The following is an 18,083-nucleotide window of genomic DNA, read 5'->3' as shown; positions in this document are numbered from 1 at the left end:
CCCCGCGACTCAGTCGTGATCGATGCCGGTCCCCTCGGGGGCCGGCATCGTCGTTTCCGGCGCGGCGCGACCGGCCCGGCGACGCTGCAGCCCGGCGAGCACGCCGAGGACGACGAGCACCGCGATGCTCCCCCACCCCAGCAGCAGCTGCACAGCGGGGCCGGCGATCACCGCGGGGGTGAGCCCGGTGCGCAGCGGCACCTCGGTGAGCATCGCGCCCGCCTCACCCTCCGGCAGACCGTCGATCTCGGTGCCGTCGGGCGCGATCACCTGGCTCGTGCCGACCGTCGACAGGTTGACGACGCTGCGCCCCGTCTCGATGGCGCGCATGCGGGCGAAGGCGAGCTGCTGCAGGTTCTCGTCGGTGCCGCGGAAGTCGGCGTTGTTGGTCTGGAAGACGTAGAGCTCTGCGCCGTCGCGGGCGCCGCTCCAGATGACGTCGTCGTAGATGACGTCGAAGCAGATCGCCAGTCCCACCCCCACGCCGTCGACATCGAAGAACGGGGCGTTGGTGCCGGGGGTGTACTCGCGCTGGATGAGGGAGATGAGATCGGGCACGATCAGCTCGAAGAACCAGCGGTCGGGCACGTACTCGCCCATCGGCACGGGGTGGCTCTTGTCGTGGAGCGCGACGGGGTTGTCCTCCCCCGCCGCCCGGGCATCGCGCGGCTGCCACAGCATCGACGTGTTGAACACGTCGTCGCCGCGCTGCGTGGCGGCGTTGACGATGAGCGGCGCGTCGACGCGGGCCGCGAGCCGGTCGAGCACCCGCGCCACCGACGCGTTGTTGAGCGGGTCGCCGTCGATGCCGCCCTCGGGCCACACCAGCACGTCGAGGTCCTCGTCCAGCAGCGGCTCGGTGGCCGCCAGCTGCGCGTCGAGCACCGCGAACGGCTCGCGCTCGTCGAAGTAGCCGGCCGGGCCGTTGCCCTGCACCGCCCCGACCCGCCACGTCCCGGCATCCTGCGTGGGGAACGCCGGCAGGGCGAACAGCACGAGCACCGTCAGCGCGGCCGGCAGCGCGGTGCGCAGGTCGCGCCAGGTGCCCAGGCGCACCAGCTCGATGACGGCGGCCACCACGAACACCATGAGGAAGGTGAGCCCGCTCACCCCGGTCCACGACGCCACCTGCGCCAGCGGGCTCTCGGACTGGCTCATGCCGATGCGCGCCCAGGGGAAGCCCGTATAGGGCCAGGAGCCCACCCACAGCTCCCGTGCGGTCCACAGCCCCGCCACCAGCGCGGGCAGCGCGATCAGGCGCACCCAGCGGCCGGGGGCCAGGCGCGGCAGCCAGCGGTAGGCCAGCACGATGCCGAGTCCGCCGACGGCGGTGAGGATCGTCTCGATGCCGGCCAGCCCGATGAGCGGCAGCGGCCCGAGGTACCGGGTGATCCACGAGATGTGCAGGAAGTAGAAGGATGCCGCCGACACCGCGCCGACGGCGAGACCGCCCCACAGCGACCGTCCGATCAGCGGCACGAGGGCGGCGGCCACGCCCACGAACGCCAGCGGCCACCAGCCCACGTCGGGATAGGCGAGGTCGAGCACGGCGCCACCGGCGGCCGCGACGAGGAGGGCCGCCCACAGCGGCAGAACCGGTTTGGCCATCACATCGAGCTGTAGGCGACGATGCCGCGGCGCACGGCATCCAGGGCGGTACGGGCGGTGCGGGCGATGTCGGGCTCGGCCACGAGGGAGAGCTGGTCGAGCAGGTCGATGGTCTGCTTCGTCCACCGGACGAAGTCGCCGGCGGGCAGGTCGGCGATGGTCAGCACCCGGTCGAGGGCGGCGCCGCGCGCCCAGGCGTGCATCGCGGGGGCGAGCCCGGTGGCCACCGGCTCGGTGCCGGGGAGACGGTGGTCGCGCTCGAGGTCGTCGAGCTGCGCCCACAGCTCCTGCGTGCGCGCGAGCGCGTCGCGGAAGGGGCCGCGCGGCAGGCCGTGCTCGCCGGGCCCGTTCTCGTCGCGGCGCGGCTCGTACACGAGGCAGCACGCGAGGGCCGCCAGCGCGGGCGCGTCGAGGGCGCGCCACAGGCCCTGACGCAGCGACTCGGCCACCAGCAGGTCGCGCTCGCCGTAGATGCGGCGCATCGTGGCCCCGGCCTCGGTCAGGCGGGCCTCGCCGGCCTCGTCGACCCGCACGTAGTCGAGCGCTGCGAGTACGTCGGTGACCCGGTCGAAGATGCGCGCGACCGTGCCGGTGCGCGTCTGGATCTGACGGCGGGTCTTCTCGGCCTGTCGGCGCAGCTTCTCGTGACGCTCGCCCCAGCGGGCGTGCTGCTCCCGGTCGGGGCAGTCGTGGCAGGGGTGGCGCTGCAGCCGCCGGCGCAGCGACTGGATCTCGTGCTGACGCTTCTCGCGGATGCGGGCCGGCGCGGTGCGGTCGCTGCGGTTGAGCTTCTCGGCGTCGCTGAGCTGGCTGCGCAGCGCGGCGTACTCGGCGAAGTCGCCCCGATCGCAGGTCATCGCCTCGGCGTAGCCGGAGAGGGAGGCCTCGGCCTCCTTGACCTGACGGGCCAGGCCCACCACGGCGCGGTCGGCCTGGAACTGCGCGAACGACGACTCCAGGATCTCGCGGGCCCGACCGCGACCGAACTGGTCGATGAGGTTCACGGCCATGTTGTAGGTGGGCCGGAAGCTCGAGTTGAGCGGGTAGGTGCGGCGGGAGGCGAGGGCGGCGACCGCCTGCGGGTCGAGCGCCTCGGTCCACTGGATGACGGCGTGCCCCTCGACGTCGATGCCGCGGCGCCCGGCCCGGCCGGTGAGCTGGGTGTACTCCCCCGCGGTGATGGCCACGCGGGCCTCGCCGTTGAACTTCTCGAGCTTCTCGAGCACGACCGTGCGTGCCGGCATGTTGATGCCCAGTGCGAGGGTCTCGGTGGCGAAGACGACCTTCACCAGCTTGCGCTGGAAGAGCTCCTCGACGATCTCCTTGAACGCGGGCAGCAGGCCGGCGTGGTGCGAGGCGATGCCGCGCTCGAGGTTCTCGCGCCACTCCCAGAAGCCCAGCACGCCGAGGTCTTCGTCGGCGAACGTGCGGGTGCGCTCGTCGACGACCCGCCGGATCTCGTCGCGCTCCTCGCGGCTGGTGAGGCGCACGCCGGCGCGGCGCACCTGCTGCACGGCGCCGTCGCATCCGGCGCGGCTGAAGATGAAGAAAATCGCCGGCAGCAGCGTGCTGCGCTCGAGCAGCTGCACGACCTGCGGGCGGTCCATCCGCTCGATGCGCTGCGCATTGGCGGTGCGCATCGGACGCTTGCCGCCCTTGAATGGGCGGCGCTGCCCGCCGCCGGAGCGGTGCTCCTGGGCGCGGCGGTTGTTCTCGAACGACGCGCCATTCACCGAGCGCATGCGCATGAGCTCCTGGTTGACCTGGGCGGTGGCGATGCCGGCGCGGTCGTCGAACAGCGGCAGCAGGTCGCCGCGCACCAGAACGTGCTGCTCGAGCGGCACCGGACGGGTCTCGGAGACGATCACCTCGGTGTCGCCGCGCACCGTGTCGAGCCAGTCGCCGAACTCCTCGGCGTTGGAGACGGTCGCCGACAGCGACACCAGCCGCACCGCGGGCGGCAGGTGGATGATGACCTCTTCCCACACCGCGCCGCGGAAGCGGTCGGCCAGGTAGTGCACCTCGTCCATCACGACGTGGCGCAGGCCTCGCAGCGCCGGCGAATCGGCGTAGAGCATGTTGCGCAGCACCTCGGTGGTCATCACGACCACGCGCGCCGAGCCGTTGATGTTGGTGTCGCCGGTGAGAAGGCCCACCTCGTCTTCGCCGTAGACGGCCTGCAGCTCGCGGAACTTCTGGTTCGACAGCGCCTTCATCGGCGTCGTGTAGAACGCCTTGTCCCCGGGGGTCTGCATCGCCAGGTGGATGGCGAACTCACCCACGATGGTCTTGCCGGCGCCGGTGGGCGCCGCCACCAGCACGCTGCGGCCGTCTTCGAGCGCATGGCATCCGGCGATCTGGAACGGATCGAGGTCGAAACGCTGCGCGGCGGCGAAGTCCGCGGTGATCGGATGGGCCTGCTGGGCCTGGGCGCGGGCGTAGCGCCCAGCCGGATCTGTCACAGGTCGATACCCATCGCCTTCTCGCGCTTGGCCCGCCGCCGGTCGAACAGCATCGACACCCCGGCCGCGGCGAAGAACAGCACGGTGAGGATGCCGGCCAGCAGCAGCATGCTCACCACGTCGGCCGACGGGGTGGCCAGCGCCGCGAAGATCGTCGCCACGAGGATCGCCGCGCGCCAGCCCTTGAGGATCGCCTTGCCGCTCATGATGCCGGCGAGGTTGAGCGCCACGAGGAACACCGGCAGCACGAACGAGACGCCCACGACCACCAGCAGCTTGAAGACGAAGTCGTAGTAGTACTTCGAGTCGTAGATGTTCGAGGCGCCCTCGGGGGTGAAGGTGGCCATCAGCTCCACGATGTGGGGCATGATCAGCCAGCCGACGTAGACGCCGGCGGCGAACAGCGGCACGGCGGCCGAGACGAAGCCGATCGTGTAGTTGACCTCTTTGCGGGTGAGGCCGGGCATGAGGAACGCCCACAGCTGCCACAGCCACACCGGTGCGGACACGAGGATGCCGACGGCGAACGAGATGCGCAGGCGCATGTCGAAGGGGCCGGTGATGCTCTGGTACATCAGGGTGACGACGTCGTCCTCCCCGCGGGTCTCGGCGACCACGCGGATGGGTTCGGTCATCGCCCAGATGATGGGGTCGGTGAGGAACCAGGCGGCCACCATGCCCACGACGAGGGCGATGGCGCCGATGACGAACCGTTTGCGCAGCTCTTTGAGGTGCTCCGCGAGCGACATCCTGCGGTCGCGGCGGGGGCCGTCGTCCTCTCCCAGACGCGGGCGTTCGGCCGTGGCCACGTGGGTTACGGCTTGGGGTCGGTACCGGCGCCCGGGTCGGCGGCCGTGGCCGACGGCGTCGCGTCGGCTTGCGAGACGGCGGTGCCCGGCGCCGTGGTGCCCGTGGCGGGAACGTCCTCGTCCTTCATCGCCTTCATCTCACCCTTGAACACGCGGGCGGACTGACCGACGCTCTTGGCCAGAGCCGGCAGCTTCGCCGCCCCGAACAGCAGGAGGATGACGATGAGGATGATGAGCAGGTGCCATCCGGTCATACCTTGGAACATGAGGGTCCCCTCGTTGGTGTGGGTGTGGACAGTCTAACCGGGTGCGCTATGGCTCAGCCGTACTGCGCGAGACCCGCGTCGGCCCAGGCGGCTGCGGCACGGCGGGCCGATTCGGGGGCGAGCACCTCGAACGCGCCGGCGTGGCGCGCGGCGAGACGCTTGAGGCTGCGCTCGTCGGCCACGCGCAGCTGCGCCCGGCGCACCTCGCCGTCGCCGCTGACCGACTGCGCGTCGAGGAACCCGGCCAGCAGCGGCAGGATGTCGGCGCGCACCTGCACGTCGACGACGGCATCCGTCTCGCTGGGTTCGAACAGGTCGGGCACCCGCTCACCGCCGTGGGTGATCGGGATGTCGGTGAGGCGCACCTCTCCCACCCGGTCGAGGTGGAAGGTGCGCATCGCCTGGCGCAGGTGGCACCAGCCCTGCAGGTACCACTGCCCCGATTCGACGTGCACCTTCACCGGGTCGACGGTGCGCGTGGTCGTCTCGCGCTCGGGCGGCGTGTACGAGAACGACACGGCCACCCCGCGACGCAGCGCCTCGGCGACGGTCACGCGCACGTCGTCGACGGCATCGGGGGCGACGATCACATCGGCCGGGGTCGCCGAGGCCCCGCGGGCGAGCTTGGCGAGCAGGCCCTGCACGGTGTCGCTGTCGCCGACGCCGGGAAGCCCGGCGGCCAGCTGCAGACCAGCCAGGAGCGCGGCGGCCTCGCGGGCGGTGAACCGTGGCGTGCGCTCGAGGCCCACGCTGTTGGTGATGACGATGAGGTCCTGCTGGTCGAGCAGGTCCCAGTCGATGTCGAACAGGTCGTTGGCCATCTGCCAGAACCCGCCCTCGCCGGGCAGGCCGATGACGGTGAGCTTCTCGACCATGCCGCGCATCTGCGCGGGCGTGACCTCGAACTCGCGGGCCGCCTCGTCGAGCGAGACCTCGCCCTTGCCGATGAGGTAGGGCACGAGCTGCAGGATGAGGGCGGCGCGATCGGTGGCCAGCAGCGGCTTCGGGCTCATGCGGCGTCCTCCGCTGCGTGTCGCCGGGCGGCCAGGCGCAGGCGGGCCACGACCTCGTCGCGGAGGGCGACGGGCTCGACCACCCGCACCTCGGGTCCGTACGAGGCCAGTTCGTCGGCGAAGACGTGCACGTCGACGAACGGCACGTGGATGCCCTGGTCGGCCGGCTGGGCGCGGCGGCTCAGGCGCAGCGCCGCCTCGGTGCCGGGGGCCACTTCCAGCAGCGCCCGCTGCCGACGGGCCACGGCGCGCAGTCCCTCCAGGGCCCGCTCCCCCGCGTGCTCGCGCAGTTCGAGGTCGAAGGTCGCGCGCGTCAGCACGACGTCGGACGAGATGCGCGACAGCAGGAAGGTGCGGTCGGCGTCCTGATCGAGGTCGAAGCCGAACAGATGCCAGCGCGCCTCGTACTCGACGAGGGCGAGCGGGCGGATGCGGCGCCGACGGGCGGCATCCTCCCCGCCCTTGAGGTAGTCGAACTCCACCACGCGCGCCTGCTCGATGGCGCTCTGCAGCGGGGCGAACGACGCCTCGCGCAGGCTGATGCGGGGGGCGTAGCCGATGATGGGCGCGTCGACCTCGATGCCGAGCGCGCTGATCTTGCGCAGCGCGCTGCGCGCGTCGGCCGACATCGAGCTCTCGCTCCAGACGCCGCCGGCGAGGTTCAGCACGGCCAGCTCTGCAGGGCTGAAGGTGATGTCGGCGGGCAGCTCGTACTCGGCGGTGGGCACGCGGTAGCGCGCCTCGCGCAGATCGTCGGGGTCGGCGTGGTCGCCGATCGTCTCGATGGGGACGCCGAGGCCCCGCAGGTTCTCCTTGTCGCGCTCGAACATCTTCTCGAGCGCGTCCTTGGACGTGCCGGCATCCTGCTGTTCGCGATAGCCCGACACCGACGAGAGGATCGTGTCTTTGGTCAGTCCCTGGTCGGTCGCCAACAGCGCGACGACGAGGTTCACCAGCCGCTCCTCGGGAGCCGCGCGGAAGTCCGTTGCCACGCGCCCCATCCTAGGCCGCGGGCGGACGGGTCACTGCGACGACGAGGCCGTGGCGGGGTCGTCGACACCGAGGATGTCGATGACGAACACGAGCGTCGAGTTCGCCGGCACCGCGGCGGAGGCCTGGTCGCCGTAGCCGAGCTCGGGCGGGATGACCACGAGGATCTGCGATCCCACGGTCTGGCCGTCGAGGGCCTGGGCGAAGCCGGGCACGACCGCGTCGAGGCTGAGCGCGGTGGAGGCGCCCTTCTCCCACGTCGAGTCGAAGACCTTCTTGTCGGCCCAGTTCACGCCGGTGTAGTGCACGCGGATCGCGTCGCCGGCGCCGACCGTCGGGCCGTCGCCCTTCTTGAGCACCTCGACGGCGAGGTCGTCGGGGGCGGCACCGTCGGGGACGATGATGCCGGGACGCCCGTCGGGGGCGAGGACGACGGTGGGCATGCCGCGACGGTCGTTGTACTGCGGGGCGCCGTCGGCGGCGGGCTTGTAGACCTTCTGCACGTCCATGACGACGGCGATCGACTGCCCCTCCTGCACGCCCCAGTTCTGCGCGGCCTGCTCGGAGAGCGCGTCGAACGGCACGGCGCCGATGATGCGCGAGCCCTCGCGGGCGCACATGAGCATGTCGGCGAAGCCGGCGTAATCGGCCTTCCAGAAGTCGACCGCGCGCACCGGGGTGCCGCTCTGCAGCACGTCGGTGCCGGTGGCGCCGTTGGCCACGGCCACCGAGAAGACGACGTCCTGGGCACCGGTGGTGATGGTGGGGCCGTCGCCGACGGTCTCGTCGGTGAACGAGGTGCTGTCGACGTAGACCGGGTCGGTGAGGGTGATGCCGGGGGTGCCGACCTCACCGGTCGCGGTGATCAGACCGAGCGCGCTGGACCCGTGGTCGCCGCGCTCGCAGTCGGCGGCGGCGCCGGTCGACGAGGCTGACGAGCAGCCCACGAGGGCGAGAGCGGACAAGCCGATGACGGCGACAACTGCGGGGATCCGGCGCACCGGATCAGTCTACGTGCTCGTCCCGGGGCTCCCCTGCACCGTCCACAGTCGCGCCGTCGGCGGCCGCGTCGTCGGGACGGGCGCTCGCGATCCGGGCGCCCGCGCGGGCGCGCTCGGCGTCGCGCACGCGCTTGCGCAGGTTCTTGTCGGTGATGGCGCGGTCGCCGACGGCGCCGGGCGTCCACATCTCCACGTCCTCGTCGGCGTAGCTGGGCTTCTTCAGCGCGCGGCGGCGCACGTCGGGCGGCACCGCGCCGGGCGCGAGGCGGCGCGCGGTGAGAAGGAACCCGGTGTGGGCGACCATGCGGTGGTCGGGGCGCACGGCGAGTCCTTCGACGTGCCAGCCGCGCACCATCGTCTCGGTGGCCTCGGGCTCGGTGAACAGCCCCGACGCGCGGATGAACTCGGCGACGCGGCTGAGCTGGGTGGCCGTGGCGATGTAGCAGAGCACGACGCCGCCGGGGGTCAGCGCGTCGGCGACGACGTCGATGCACTCCCAGGGCGCGAGCATGTCGAGCACGACGCGGTCGACGGTGCCCGGCTCCACCTCGGCGGGCAGCGACTCGACGAGGTCGCCCACGACCACGCGCCAGGTGTCGGGGGTGTGCCCGAGGAAGGTCTCCACGTTGGCCTCGGCGACCTGCGCGAACTCCTCGCGACGCTCGAACGACACCAGCGAGCCCTCGCTGCCGATGCTGCGCAGCAGCCACAGCGACAGGGCGCCCGATCCGACGCCGGCCTCCACGACGCGGGCGCCGGGGAAGATGTCGGCCGAGGCGAGGATCTGCGCGGCGTCCTTCGGGTAGACGATGGCCGCACCGCGCGGCATCGACATGACGAAGTCGCGCAGCAGCGGGCGCAGCGCGAGGTACTCGTGGCCGCCGCTTCCGGTGACCACCGAGCCGTCGGGCTGGCCGACCAGCTGCTCGTGCTTGAGCACGCCGTGATGGGTGTGCAGCTCCCCCTGCTCGCGCAGCGTGATGGTGTGCAGGCGACCCTTGGGTCCGGTCAGCTGCACCCGATCGCCGTAGCGGAAGGGGCCTGCGGGGCGCAGGTCGGCGTTCATTCGTTCACCTCGGGGTGGGGATGTGCCGCGCGGTGCGCGGCGTGGATGTCGGCCAGATCCTGCAGGGTGCGTCCCTGCAGGCTCTCCCAGATGCCGGTGGCACCGGCGCCGGTGAGCGAGACCATGAGCGGGATGCCGACCGTGGTGGCTCCGGCGGCGACCGCCGCGCGCACCCCGGTGGGCGAGTCTTCGAGGGCCACCGTGTCGGCGGCGTCGACCCCGAGCAGCGCGCACGCCTGCAGGTAGGGGTCGGGGAAGGGCTTGGGACGGGTGACGTCGTCGCCGGCGACGACCACGTCGAAGGCGTCGAAACCCATCTGGCCGGCGACGGTCTCGGCCATGCTGCGCAGCGACATGGTCACGAGGGCGGTGGGGATGCCGGCATCCTTCAGCTCGGCCAGCAGCTCGCGGGCGCCCGGGCGGAACGGGTTGCCCTCCTCGGCCAGGCGGCGGCTCACCTCGGCGGTGAGGTGGTCGATGATGTCGGTGACCGACATCCGCACGCCCGCCTCCTGCAGGATCTCGGCGGAGCGTTCGAGGCCGCTGCCGACGAGGGTCAACGCCTGCTCGTGGGTCCAGGTGCCGCCGTGGCGCTCGACGAGGGCGGTCTCGGCGGCCATCCAGTAGCCCTCGGTGTCGACGAGCGTGCCGTCCATGTCCCAGAGGACGGCGGCGGGGGGCGCGGAGGTCATCGTTCCATCGTATAGAGCCGTGCCGCGCCGCCCCCGCGGCGGGCGACGGGCGTATCGTGGGTGGACCGCAGGGATACGGAAGGAGCGGGGTGGACACACTCGGAGACCGCGTGCTCGTCGTCGCCTTCGACGGCTGGAACGACGCCGGCGAGGCCGCCACGGCCGCCGCGACGCAGATCCGGGAGCGGGGAACGTACGACTCCGCGTTCACCGTCGATCCCGAGCTCTACTTCGACTACCAGTACACGCGCCCGCAGATGCGGATGGATGCCGACGGCTCGCGCTCGCTGGTGTGGCCCGACACGACGCTGTGGCGACCGCGCCGCCGTCCCGCGGGCGTGGGACTGTGGCTGCTGACCGGTGTCGAGCCGGCGCGCGCCTGGCAGGGCTTCGCCGCCGAGCTCATCGACGCGGCCCTCAGCGAGGACATCACCGGCATCGTCGCGCTCGGCTCGATGATGTCGGACGTGCCCCACACCCGCCCGATCTCGATCTTCTCGGGCACCGACAACGAGCGGCTGCGGGTGGCCCTCAACCTGGAACGGCCGAGCTACGAGGGGCCGGTCGGCATCCTCAGCGTGCTCACCGCCGCGGCCGAGACCGCCGGCATCCCCACCGCCGCCCTCTGGGCGAGCGTGCCGCACTACGTCGCCGGGCACACGCCGTCGCCCAAGGCGACCCTGGCGCTCATCGACCGGCTGGCCGAGATCACCGGCGCCGAGATCCCCCGGGGCGAGCTGCCCGCCGAGGCGCTGGCGTGGGAGGCGTCGATCGACGCGGCCGCCGCCGACGACGAGGAGATGACGGAGTACATCCACCAGCTCGAGCAGACCCGCGACACGTGGGACTCCCCCGAGGCCTCGGGCGATGCGATCGCCCAGGAGTTCGAGCGGTACCTGCGCCGCGGCGGCGACGGGCCCACCAAGCCCGGCCGCGACGACCCGCGCCGCTGACACCCGCCGGCCGCGAGAGCGGCCGGGCCGGGGCGCCGCCTCAGAAGCCGAGCCGCCCCAGCTGCTTCGGGTCGCGCTGCCACTCCTTGGCGATGCGCACGTGCAGCTTCAGGAACACCTTCGTGCCCACGAGGGGCTCGATCTGCGCGCGGGCGCGCGAGCCGACGTCGCGCAGCCGCGACCCCTTGTGCCCGATGATGATGCCCTTCTGGCTGTCGCGCTCGACGACGATGTTGGCGTGGATGTCGGTGATCTCGCCGTCTTCGCGCTCGGCGATGTCTTCCACGGTCACCGCGATCGAGTGCGGCAGCTCGTCGCGCACGCCCTCCAGCGCCGCCTCGCGGATGATCTCGGCGATGCGGTCCTCCACCGACTCGTCGGTGACGACGCCCTCCTCATAGAGGGCGGGGCCCTCGGGCATGAGCGTCAGCAGCTCGTCGGCGAGCACGTCCAGCTGCTCACCGGCCACCGCCGACAGCGGGATGACGGCGGCCCAGTCCTCGCGCAGGCTGTCGACCTCCATGAGCCGCTCGGTGATCTGGTCGCGCGAGGCGATGTCGGTCTTGGTGACGATGGCGACCTTGCGGGCGCGGCCGTAGCCGTCGAGCGACTCGGCGATGCGGCGGTCGCCCGGGCCGACCTTGTCGGTGGCGGGCACCAGGAACCCGATCACGTCGACGTCGCCCAGCACCTGCTCGACGAGGTCGTTGAGGCGCTGGCCCAGCAGGGTGCGCGGCTTGTGGATGCCGGGGGTGTCGACGATCACCAGCTGGCCGGACGGCCGGGTGAGGATGCCGCGGATCGCGCGACGGGTGGTCTGCGGCTTGTCGCTGGTGATGGCGACCTTCTCGCCGACCAGGGCGTTGGTGAGCGTGGATTTGCCCACGTTCGGGCGCCCGACGAAGGTGACGAATCCGGACCGGAACTCTGCGTCGCTCATCGCGCGTCCTCTTTCGTGGCGGTCTTCGCCGTGCTGCGGGGGTCGTGGGTGTCGGTCCCGGTCGGGCCGATGATGGAGATCGACCCGGTGCGCGGGGCGCGCGGGGTGAGGGAGTCGGAGAGGGCCTGCAGGGCGGTGCTGCGCTCGACGAACACGGTCGCCAGGCCCCGCCCGCGGCCGCGCGAGGCTCCGCCGGTGAGGACGAGCCCCTGCACCTCGACGGTGGCTCCGGGCAGCGGGATGCGCCCGAGCGCCTTGCCCAGGAGACCCCCGATCGAGTCGACGTCGTCGTCGTCGAGCTCGACGCCGAACAGTTCGCCCACCTCGTCCAGGCCCAGTCGGGCGCTGACGCGGAAGCGGCCGTCGCCGAGGTCGACGACCTCGGCCGCGCGCGGGTCGTACTCGTCGGCGATCTCGCCCACGAGCTCTTCGATGAGGTCTTCCAGGGTCACCAGGCCCGCCACGCCCCCGTACTCGTCGACGACGAGGCAGACGTGCACGGCATCCCGCTTCATCTGCTGCAGCAGGGTCTCTGCCTTCATCGACTCGGGCACGAACACCGCCGCCCGAGCGATCTGGGTGACGGGCACGTCGCGCCAGGCGGTCTCGTCGCGGTAGGCGAACTGCACCAGGTCTTTCAGGTAGACCACGCCGGTGATGTCATCGGCCTCGCCGTCGGCGACGGGGATGCGCGAGACGCCCTTGTCGAGGAAGAGGTGCATCGCCTCCTGCGTGGTGGCGGCGGCGTCCATGGTGACCATGTCGGTGCGCGGCACCATCACCGAGCGCACGAACGCATCGGTGAAGTCGAACACCGAGTGGATGAGGTCGCGGTCGTCGGCCTCGATGAGGTCTTGCGAGGCGGCCTCGTCGACCATGCTCAGCAGCTGCTCCTCCGAGGTGAACGACGCGCTGCGGCTCACGCCCGGGGTGAGGCGCTGGCCCAGGGCGACCAGCAGGTGCGCCAGCGGCCCGAGCACGATGCGCGCGCCGCGCACGAGCGGCGCGCAGGCACGCAGCAGGCCCTTGGCGTGACGGCGGCCGACGCTGCGCGGGCTCGCGCCCACCAGCACGAACGAGACCGCCGTCATCAGCACGGCCGCGGCGAGCATGGCCCACCAGGTGCTCTCGAGGATGACCGTGAACGCGACGGTGACCAGCACGGCCGCCGTCGTCTCGGCGAGGATGCGGATGAAGATCACCGCGTTGGCGTGCGCCTCGGGCTCGCCGGCGATGCGCGCCAGGGCGCGCTGGTTGCGTCCGGTCTGGGCGAGGTCGGCGATGTCGGAGCGCGAGGTGACCCCGAGCGCGGCGTCGATGGCGGCCATGAGACCGCCGAGGGCCACGAGGAGACCCGCTGCGACGAGCAGGAGCGCTTCGGTCATGCGCGTCGTCGACGTTCGGAGTCGTGGAAGGCGGCGATCAGCTCGCGCTGCAGGCCGAACATCTCCCGCTCCTCCTCCGGCTCGGCGTGGTCGAAGCCGAGCAGGTGCAGCAGACCGTGCGTGGTGAGCAGGATCAGCTCGTCGACCGTGGAGTGCTTGGCGGCGACGGCCTGGGTCTCGGCCACCTGCGGGCACAGCACGATGTCGCCGAGCAGGCCCGGCGAGGTGGGCTGCTCCTCGGTGCCGGGGCGCAGCTCGTCCATCGGGAAGCTCAGCACGTCGGTGGGGCCGGGCTCGTCCATCCACTGCACGTGGAGCGCCTCCATGGCGCCCTCGTCGACGAGCAGGATCGCGAGGTCGGCATCCGCGCTGACGTGCAGCTCGGCGAGGTTGTTCTCGGTGAGCCGCAGCAGCACCGTCTCGTCGATGGGGAATCCGGACTCGTTGGTGATCTCGATCGTCATGAGCGTCCTCGCTTGGGCTGGTGGTCGCGCGGACCGGACGGGCGCGCGGCGCGGCGCTCCGCGCGGTTGGCGAACTCGCTCGCTTCGTCGCGCTCGCGACGGGCGACGAGTCGCTGCTCGTCGTACTCGGTGTAGGCGTCGACGATGCGTCCCACGAGGGTGTGACGCACCACGTCGGCGCTGGTGAGGTAGGCGAAGTGGATGTCGTCGATGTCCTTCAGCACCCGGGTCACCAGGCGCAGGCCCGACGCGCCCTGGGGCAGGTCGACCTGCGTGATGTCGCCGGTGACGACCATGCGCGTGCCGAACCCGAGGCGGGTGAGGAACATCTTCATCTGCTCGGGGGTGGTGTTCTGCGCCTCGTCGAGCACGACGAAAGAGTCGTTGAGGGTGCGGCCTCGCATGTAGGCCAGCGGCGCCACCTCGATGGTGCCCGATGCCATGAGCTTGGGCACCAGCTCGGGGTCCATCATCTCGTTGAGCGCGTCGTAGAGCGGCCGCAGGTACGGGTCGATCTTGTCGGTGAGCGTGCCCGGCAGGAACCCCAGCCGCTCCCCCGCCTCGACGGCGGGACGGGTGAGGATGATGCGGCTGACCTCGCGCCGCTGCAGCGCCTGCACCGCCTTCGCCATGGCGAGATAGGTCTTGCCGGTACCGGCGGGGCCGATGCCGAAGACGATCGTGTGGTCTTCGATCGCGTCGACGTAGGCCTTCTGACCGACGGTCTTGGGGCGGATGACCTTGCCGCGCGAAGACAGGATCGCCTCGCCGAGCACCTCGGAGGGGCGCAGGCCCGCGTCGATGATGCGCGAGGACGCCTGCACGTCCGACGGGTCGAGGCCCTGGCCGGAGCGGGCCAGGGAGATCAGCTCGTCGACGAGCGAGCGCGCCGCCGCGACGGCATCCGCCTCGCCGGTCAGCGTGATCTCATTGCCGCGCACGTGCACCTGCACGTCGGGGTGCTCGCGCTCGACGACGCGCAGAAGCCGGTCTTGCGGACCGAGCAGCTGCACCATCGCCACGCCGTCGGCGTAGATGCGGTCGATGATCGGTTCGGGGCCGTCAGGCACCGAGACTCCCTTCGGTGAGGCCGCCGCCCAGCACGTGCGCGTGCACGTGGAAGACGGTCTGTCCGGCGTCGGCGCCGGTGTTGAAGATCAGGCGGAAATCGCCGCCGGTGTGCTCGTGGGCCAGCGAGTTGGCCAGTCCCACGACCTCGGCCAGCAGCGCCGGGTCGCCGGCGGCCAGTTCCACGACGTCGCGGTAGTCCTGCGATTTCGGGATCACCAGCAGGTGCACCGGGGCCTTCGGGGCGATGTCGCGGATGGCGAAGACGTTCTCGGTCTCCGCGACGATCTCGGACGGGATCTCGCCGTTGTAGATGCGCGTGAAGATCGACGGCTCGCTCATACGCCCAGTCTACTGAGGGGCCGGGCCGTCGTCGCGGGCGCGGCTGATGGGCGTCCCGCTCACCAGCGACCGAGGCCGGCGCTGACGACGGCGAGGGCGGCGGGCCCGGCCGTCGAGGTGCGCAGCACGGTGTCGCCCAGGCGCACCGCACGCGCTCCGGCGGCGCCGAGCGCGGTGAGCTCCTCGGGGGCGATGCCGCCCTCGGGTCCGACGACCAGCACGATGTCGCGGCCGGTGGCCAGGGGCAGCCGCGAGAGCGGGTCGGATGCCGTCGGCTCCAGCAGCAGCACGTCGGCGTCGGCGCAGCGGCCGGCCAGCTGCGCCGTCGTGACGGGGGCGGTGACGGCGGGGACCCACGCGCGGTGGGCCTGCTTGGCCGCCTCCCGCACGATGCTCTGCCAGCGGGCGACGCCCTTGGCGGCCTTGGCCGCGTCCCAGCGCGACACGCTGCGCGCCGCCTGCCACGGCACGATCTCGTCGACGCCGAGCTCGGTCGCCGCCTGGATCGCGAGCTCGTCGCGGTCGCCCTTGGCGAGGGCCTGCACCAGCACGAGGCGCGGCGTCGGGGCCGGCACCTGGCGGCGCGCGGTGATGCGCACGGTGAGCTGCTTGGGCGCGGGCGGCTCGGCGACCACACCGGTCAGCCACAGGCCGCGGCCGTCGCCGACGGTCACCTCTTCGCCCACGCGCACCCGCCGCACGGCCACGGCGTGGTGCGCCTCGGCCCCGGTGAGCACGACGCTCTCCCCGGCATCCGCCAGGTCGTCGACGACGAAGTGCAGCGCCATCTCAGCCCCGGAAGCGGTCGCGGAGCTTGGCGAACAGACCCTGGTGGAATTCGGCCAGGCGCGGCCCGGGGGCCTTGGTGCGCTTGGCGAACTCCTCGATGAGGGCGCGCTCCTTCGCGTCGAGTCGCGTGGGCGTCACGACGTGGATGCCGACCCGCAGGTCGCCGCGCTGGCCGCCGCGCAGCGGCGTGATGCCGCGGCCCTTCACGGTGAGGACGTCGCCCGACTGCGCTCCCGCCTTCACCTCCAGGTCGACGTCGCCGTCGAGCGAGGTGATGGTGGCGCCCGCGCCGAGGATGGCGTCGGGCATCGACACCTCGAGGGTGGCCAGCAGGTCGTCGCCCTCGCGGCTGAACGCCTCGTTGGGGGCGACGGTGACCTCGAGGTAGAGGTCGCCGTTGGGGCCGCCGGCAGGGCCGACCTCGCCCGAGCCGGGCATCTGCAGGCGCAGGCCCGACTCGACGCCGGCGGGGATGTCGACCGACACGGTGCGCCGCGCGCGCACGCGCCCCTGACCGGCGCACGTGGAGCACGGGTACGGGATGGTGGTGCCGTAGCCCTGGCAAGTGGTGCACGGCTGCGAGGTGACGACGTTGCCCAGCAGGCTGCGCACGGTGCGCTGCACGTGACCGGCGCCGTGGCAGATGTCGCAGGTGACCGGCTGGGTGCCGGGCTGGCAGCACGAGCCCGAGCAGGTCTCGCACAGCACGGCGGTGTCGACCTCGAGGTCGCGGTGCACGCCGAACACGACGTCGGCCAGGTCGAGGGTGACCCGCACGAGGGCGTCCTGGCCGCGCTCGCGACGGTCGCGCGGGCGTCCGCCGCGGCCACCGCCCCCGCCGAAGAACGTCTCGAAGATGTCGCCGAAGCCGCCGAACCCGCCGGCACCGCCGAAGCCGCCGCCGTCACCGCCCATGTCGTAGCGCTGACGCTGCTCGGGGTCGCTCAGCACGTCGTAGGCGTGCGTGACGAGCTTGAAGCGCTCCGACGCCTCTTCGCCCGGGTTCACGTCCGGGTGGAGCTCGCGCGCCAGACGCCGGTAGGCCTTCTTGATCTCATCGGGCGTCGCCTCGCGCGACACGCCCAGCACCTCGTAGTGGTCAGCCACTTTCGCCTTTCCCGCCCCGTGGGGCTTGGTCCGCTGTCAGCGGGCTCGCTCGTCTTCGTCGAGCAGCCGGCCGAGATAGTGGGCGACGGCTCGCACCGCCGCCAGGTTCGTCGGGTAGTCCATGCGGGTCGGGCCCAGCACGCCCACGCGCGCCCGCGACCCGGCCGGGTCGTAGTCGCTGGTGAGCACCGAGGCCTCGCCGAGACCGAACGGCTCGTTCTCCCGGCCGATGCTCACCGCGAGCCCCTGCTCGTCGGCGACCATCTCGCTCATGAGGCGCAGCACCGTCACCTGCTCCTCGATCGCCTCCAGCACCGGGTAGATGCTGCCGCGGAAGTCGGCCTCGCTGCGGGCGAGGGTGGCGGTGCCCGCCATGACCAGCCGGTCCTGGCGGAACTCCTCGAGCTCCTCGGCGAGGATGCGGGCGACGCCGCGCACCGCCGCGTCGACGCGGGAGCCGTCGCCGGGGGTGGCGAGGAGGTCGGCCACCGTCTGCAGGCCGTCGCGCACGCTCGAGCCGGTCACCAGCGCCGCCACGGCCGCCTTCACGTGGGCGACGTCGGCCTCGTCGAGGTCGCTCTGCAGGAACCCCACGCGCTGCGAGACGCGGCCGGTGTCGGTGACGACGATGACGACGATGCGCCCGCCGCCCAGGTGCACGAACTCCACGTGCGACACGTGGGCCCGAGCGAACGACGGGTACTGCACGAGGGCGACCTGGCCGGTCAGGCGCGACAGGGAGCGCACCGTGCGCACGAGCAGGTCGTCGAGGTCGGCCGGGGCGTCGAGGAACGACGTGATCGCCGCGCGCTGGGCCGGCGACAGCGGCCGCACCTCGGCGAGGTGGTCGACGAAGACGCGATACCCCTTGTCGGTCGGGATGCGTCCCGACGAGGTGTGGGGCGCGGCGATGAGCTCTTCGTCCTCGAGCAGGGCCATGTCGTTGCGGATCGTCGCCGCCGAGACCCCGAAGTGATGCCGGTCGACGATCGACTTGCTGCCGACGGGCTCGCGGGTGTCGACGTAGTCCTGCACGATCGCCCGCAGCACCTGCAGACCGCGTTCCGAGACCATCACCCCTCCTCGTCGGCCACTCGCATCGGTTGGCACTCGTCAGCCGTGAGTGCC

Annotated in this window: 18 protein-coding genes; 1 reads left to right on the top strand and 17 read right to left on the bottom strand. The window is 72.1% G+C overall.

Features of this window, described 5'->3' with window-relative positions; all coding sequences use genetic code 11:
* Nucleotides 1-9: 9 nt before the first annotated feature.
* The 9 genes from lnt to N3K63_RS07720 form a co-directional block, all read right to left on the bottom strand.
* Nucleotides 10-1,608, bottom strand: a complete 1,599-nt coding sequence (gene lnt, locus N3K63_RS07760) for an apolipoprotein N-acyltransferase (protein ID WP_261579586.1) — start codon at nt 1,606-1,608, stop codon at nt 10-12.
* Nucleotides 1,608-4,070: a DEAD/DEAH box helicase gene (locus tag N3K63_RS07755; protein ID WP_261579585.1), complete on the bottom strand. Its 2,463-nt coding sequence runs from the start codon at nt 4,068-4,070 to the stop codon at nt 1,608-1,610. Before N3K63_RS07755 ends, lnt begins: the two co-directional genes overlap by 1 nt.
* Nucleotides 4,067-4,819 (bottom strand): twin-arginine translocase subunit TatC, encoded by a 753-nt coding sequence (tatC, locus tag N3K63_RS07750; RefSeq protein ID WP_261580067.1) that lies wholly within the window; start codon nt 4,817-4,819, stop codon nt 4,067-4,069. The genes N3K63_RS07755 and tatC overlap by 4 nt, the downstream gene beginning before the upstream one ends.
* Before the next feature lie 65 nt (nt 4,820-4,884).
* Nucleotides 4,885-5,145, bottom strand: a complete 261-nt coding sequence (gene tatA, locus N3K63_RS07745) for a twin-arginine translocase TatA/TatE family subunit (protein ID WP_261579584.1) — start codon at nt 5,143-5,145, stop codon at nt 4,885-4,887.
* 53 nt (nt 5,146-5,198) lie between these two features.
* Nucleotides 5,199-6,158 (bottom strand): helix-turn-helix transcriptional regulator, encoded by a 960-nt coding sequence (locus N3K63_RS07740; protein ID WP_261579583.1) that lies wholly within the window; start codon nt 6,156-6,158, stop codon nt 5,199-5,201.
* On the bottom strand, nt 6,155-7,150 hold the full coding sequence (locus N3K63_RS07735; protein ID WP_261579582.1) for a helix-turn-helix transcriptional regulator: 996 nt from the start codon (nt 7,148-7,150) through the stop codon (nt 6,155-6,157). The genes N3K63_RS07740 and N3K63_RS07735 overlap by 4 nt, the downstream gene beginning before the upstream one ends.
* 30 nt (nt 7,151-7,180) lie before the next feature.
* On the bottom strand, nt 7,181-8,149 hold the full coding sequence (locus N3K63_RS07730; protein ID WP_261579581.1) for an FKBP-type peptidyl-prolyl cis-trans isomerase: 969 nt from the start codon (nt 8,147-8,149) through the stop codon (nt 7,181-7,183).
* A 4-nt stretch (nt 8,150-8,153) separates the two neighbouring features.
* The gene (locus tag N3K63_RS07725; protein ID WP_261579580.1) at nt 8,154-9,215 is read right to left on the bottom strand and encodes a tRNA (adenine-N1)-methyltransferase; all 1,062 of its coding nucleotides are present in this window, start codon (nt 9,213-9,215) and stop codon (nt 8,154-8,156) included.
* Entirely contained in the window at nt 9,212-9,907 is a 696-nt protein-coding gene (locus tag N3K63_RS07720) for an HAD family hydrolase (protein WP_261579579.1), read from the bottom strand. Before N3K63_RS07720 ends, N3K63_RS07725 begins: the two co-directional genes overlap by 4 nt.
* A gap of 89 nt (nt 9,908-9,996) precedes the next feature.
* Between N3K63_RS07720 and N3K63_RS07715 the strand changes: the two genes are divergently transcribed.
* On the top strand, nt 9,997-10,860 hold the full coding sequence (locus tag N3K63_RS07715; RefSeq protein ID WP_261579578.1) for a PAC2 family protein: 864 nt from the start codon (nt 9,997-9,999) through the stop codon (nt 10,858-10,860).
* 40 nt (nt 10,861-10,900) lie between these two features.
* On the opposite strand, the gene era is transcribed toward N3K63_RS07715, so the two are convergent.
* Genes era through hrcA form a run of 8 tightly spaced genes read right to left on the bottom strand, consistent with a single transcriptional unit; the run spans nt 10,901 to nt 18,029 of the window.
* Nucleotides 10,901-11,800: a GTPase Era gene (gene era / locus N3K63_RS07710; protein ID WP_261579577.1), complete on the bottom strand. Its 900-nt coding sequence runs from the start codon at nt 11,798-11,800 to the stop codon at nt 10,901-10,903.
* Nucleotides 11,797-13,185 carry a hemolysin family protein gene (locus N3K63_RS07705; protein WP_261579576.1) on the bottom strand — a complete coding sequence of 463 codons (1,389 nt, stop codon included), beginning with the start codon at nt 13,183-13,185 and terminating at the stop codon, nt 11,797-11,799. The genes era and N3K63_RS07705 overlap by 4 nt, the downstream gene beginning before the upstream one ends.
* Nucleotides 13,182-13,649, bottom strand: a complete 468-nt coding sequence (gene ybeY, locus N3K63_RS07700) for an rRNA maturation RNase YbeY (protein ID WP_261579575.1) — start codon at nt 13,647-13,649, stop codon at nt 13,182-13,184. The genes N3K63_RS07705 and ybeY overlap by 4 nt, the downstream gene beginning before the upstream one ends.
* A complete protein-coding gene (locus tag N3K63_RS07695; protein WP_261580066.1) occupies nt 13,646-14,665 on the bottom strand; it encodes a PhoH family protein in 1,020 nt (339 codons plus the stop codon). Before N3K63_RS07695 ends, ybeY begins: the two co-directional genes overlap by 4 nt.
* Nucleotides 14,666-14,711: 46 nt before the next feature.
* The gene (locus N3K63_RS07690) at nt 14,712-15,059 is read right to left on the bottom strand and encodes an HIT domain-containing protein (protein WP_261579574.1); all 348 of its coding nucleotides are present in this window, start codon (nt 15,057-15,059) and stop codon (nt 14,712-14,714) included.
* 59 nt (nt 15,060-15,118) lie between these two features.
* The gene (locus N3K63_RS07685; RefSeq protein ID WP_261579573.1) at nt 15,119-15,847 is read right to left on the bottom strand and encodes a 16S rRNA (uracil(1498)-N(3))-methyltransferase; all 729 of its coding nucleotides are present in this window, start codon (nt 15,845-15,847) and stop codon (nt 15,119-15,121) included.
* Nucleotide 15,848: 1 nt separating this feature from the next.
* Nucleotides 15,849-16,955, bottom strand: a complete 1,107-nt coding sequence (dnaJ, locus tag N3K63_RS07680; protein WP_261579572.1) for a molecular chaperone DnaJ — start codon at nt 16,953-16,955, stop codon at nt 15,849-15,851.
* A 36-nt stretch (nt 16,956-16,991) separates the two neighbouring features.
* Nucleotides 16,992-18,029, bottom strand: a complete 1,038-nt coding sequence (gene hrcA / locus N3K63_RS07675) for a heat-inducible transcriptional repressor HrcA (RefSeq protein ID WP_261579571.1) — start codon at nt 18,027-18,029, stop codon at nt 16,992-16,994.
* Nucleotides 18,030-18,083: the final 54 nt, after the last annotated feature.

Source organism: Microbacterium festucae, assembly GCF_025421715.1.
Classification (GTDB): domain Bacteria; phylum Actinomycetota; class Actinomycetes; order Actinomycetales; family Microbacteriaceae; genus Microbacterium; species Microbacterium festucae.
The sequence above is the reverse complement of the archived record's forward strand: the minus strand, read 5'-3'. Positions and strand labels throughout refer to the sequence as shown.

Bases quoted from the DNA above. Each gene is read 5' to 3' on its own strand.
- tatA (WP_261579584.1), bottom strand. From the start codon at position 5,145: ATGTTCCAAGGTATGACCGGATGGCACCTGCTCATCATCCTCATCGTC.
- hrcA (WP_261579571.1), bottom strand. From the start codon at position 18,029: ATGGTCTCGGAACGCGGTCTGCAGGTGCTGCGGGCGATCGTGCAGGAC.
- N3K63_RS07720 (WP_261579579.1), bottom strand. From the start codon at position 9,907: ATGACCTCCGCGCCCCCCGCCGCCGTCCTCTGGGACATGGACGGCACG.
- era (WP_261579577.1), bottom strand. From the start codon at position 11,800: ATGAGCGACGCAGAGTTCCGGTCCGGATTCGTCACCTTCGTCGGGCGC.
- N3K63_RS07705 (WP_261579576.1), bottom strand. From the start codon at position 13,185: ATGACCGAAGCGCTCCTGCTCGTCGCAGCGGGTCTCCTCGTGGCCCTC.
- N3K63_RS07740 (WP_261579583.1), bottom strand. From the start codon at position 6,158: ATGAGCCCGAAGCCGCTGCTGGCCACCGATCGCGCCGCCCTCATCCTG.
- N3K63_RS07725 (WP_261579580.1), bottom strand. From the start codon at position 9,215: ATGAACGCCGACCTGCGCCCCGCAGGCCCCTTCCGCTACGGCGATCGG.
- N3K63_RS07690 (WP_261579574.1), bottom strand. From the start codon at position 15,059: ATGAGCGAGCCGTCGATCTTCACGCGCATCTACAACGGCGAGATCCCG.
- N3K63_RS07695 (WP_261580066.1), bottom strand. From the start codon at position 14,665: ATGGTGCAGCTGCTCGGTCCGCAAGACCGGCTTCTGCGCGTCGTCGAG.
- ybeY (WP_261579575.1), bottom strand. From the start codon at position 13,649: ATGACGATCGAGATCACCAACGAGTCCGGATTCCCCATCGACGAGACG.
- lnt (WP_261579586.1), bottom strand. From the start codon at position 1,608: ATGGCCAAACCGGTTCTGCCGCTGTGGGCGGCCCTCCTCGTCGCGGCC.
- tatC (WP_261580067.1), bottom strand. From the start codon at position 4,819: ATGTCGCTCGCGGAGCACCTCAAAGAGCTGCGCAAACGGTTCGTCATC.
- N3K63_RS07685 (WP_261579573.1), bottom strand. From the start codon at position 15,847: ATGGCGCTGCACTTCGTCGTCGACGACCTGGCGGATGCCGGGGAGAGC.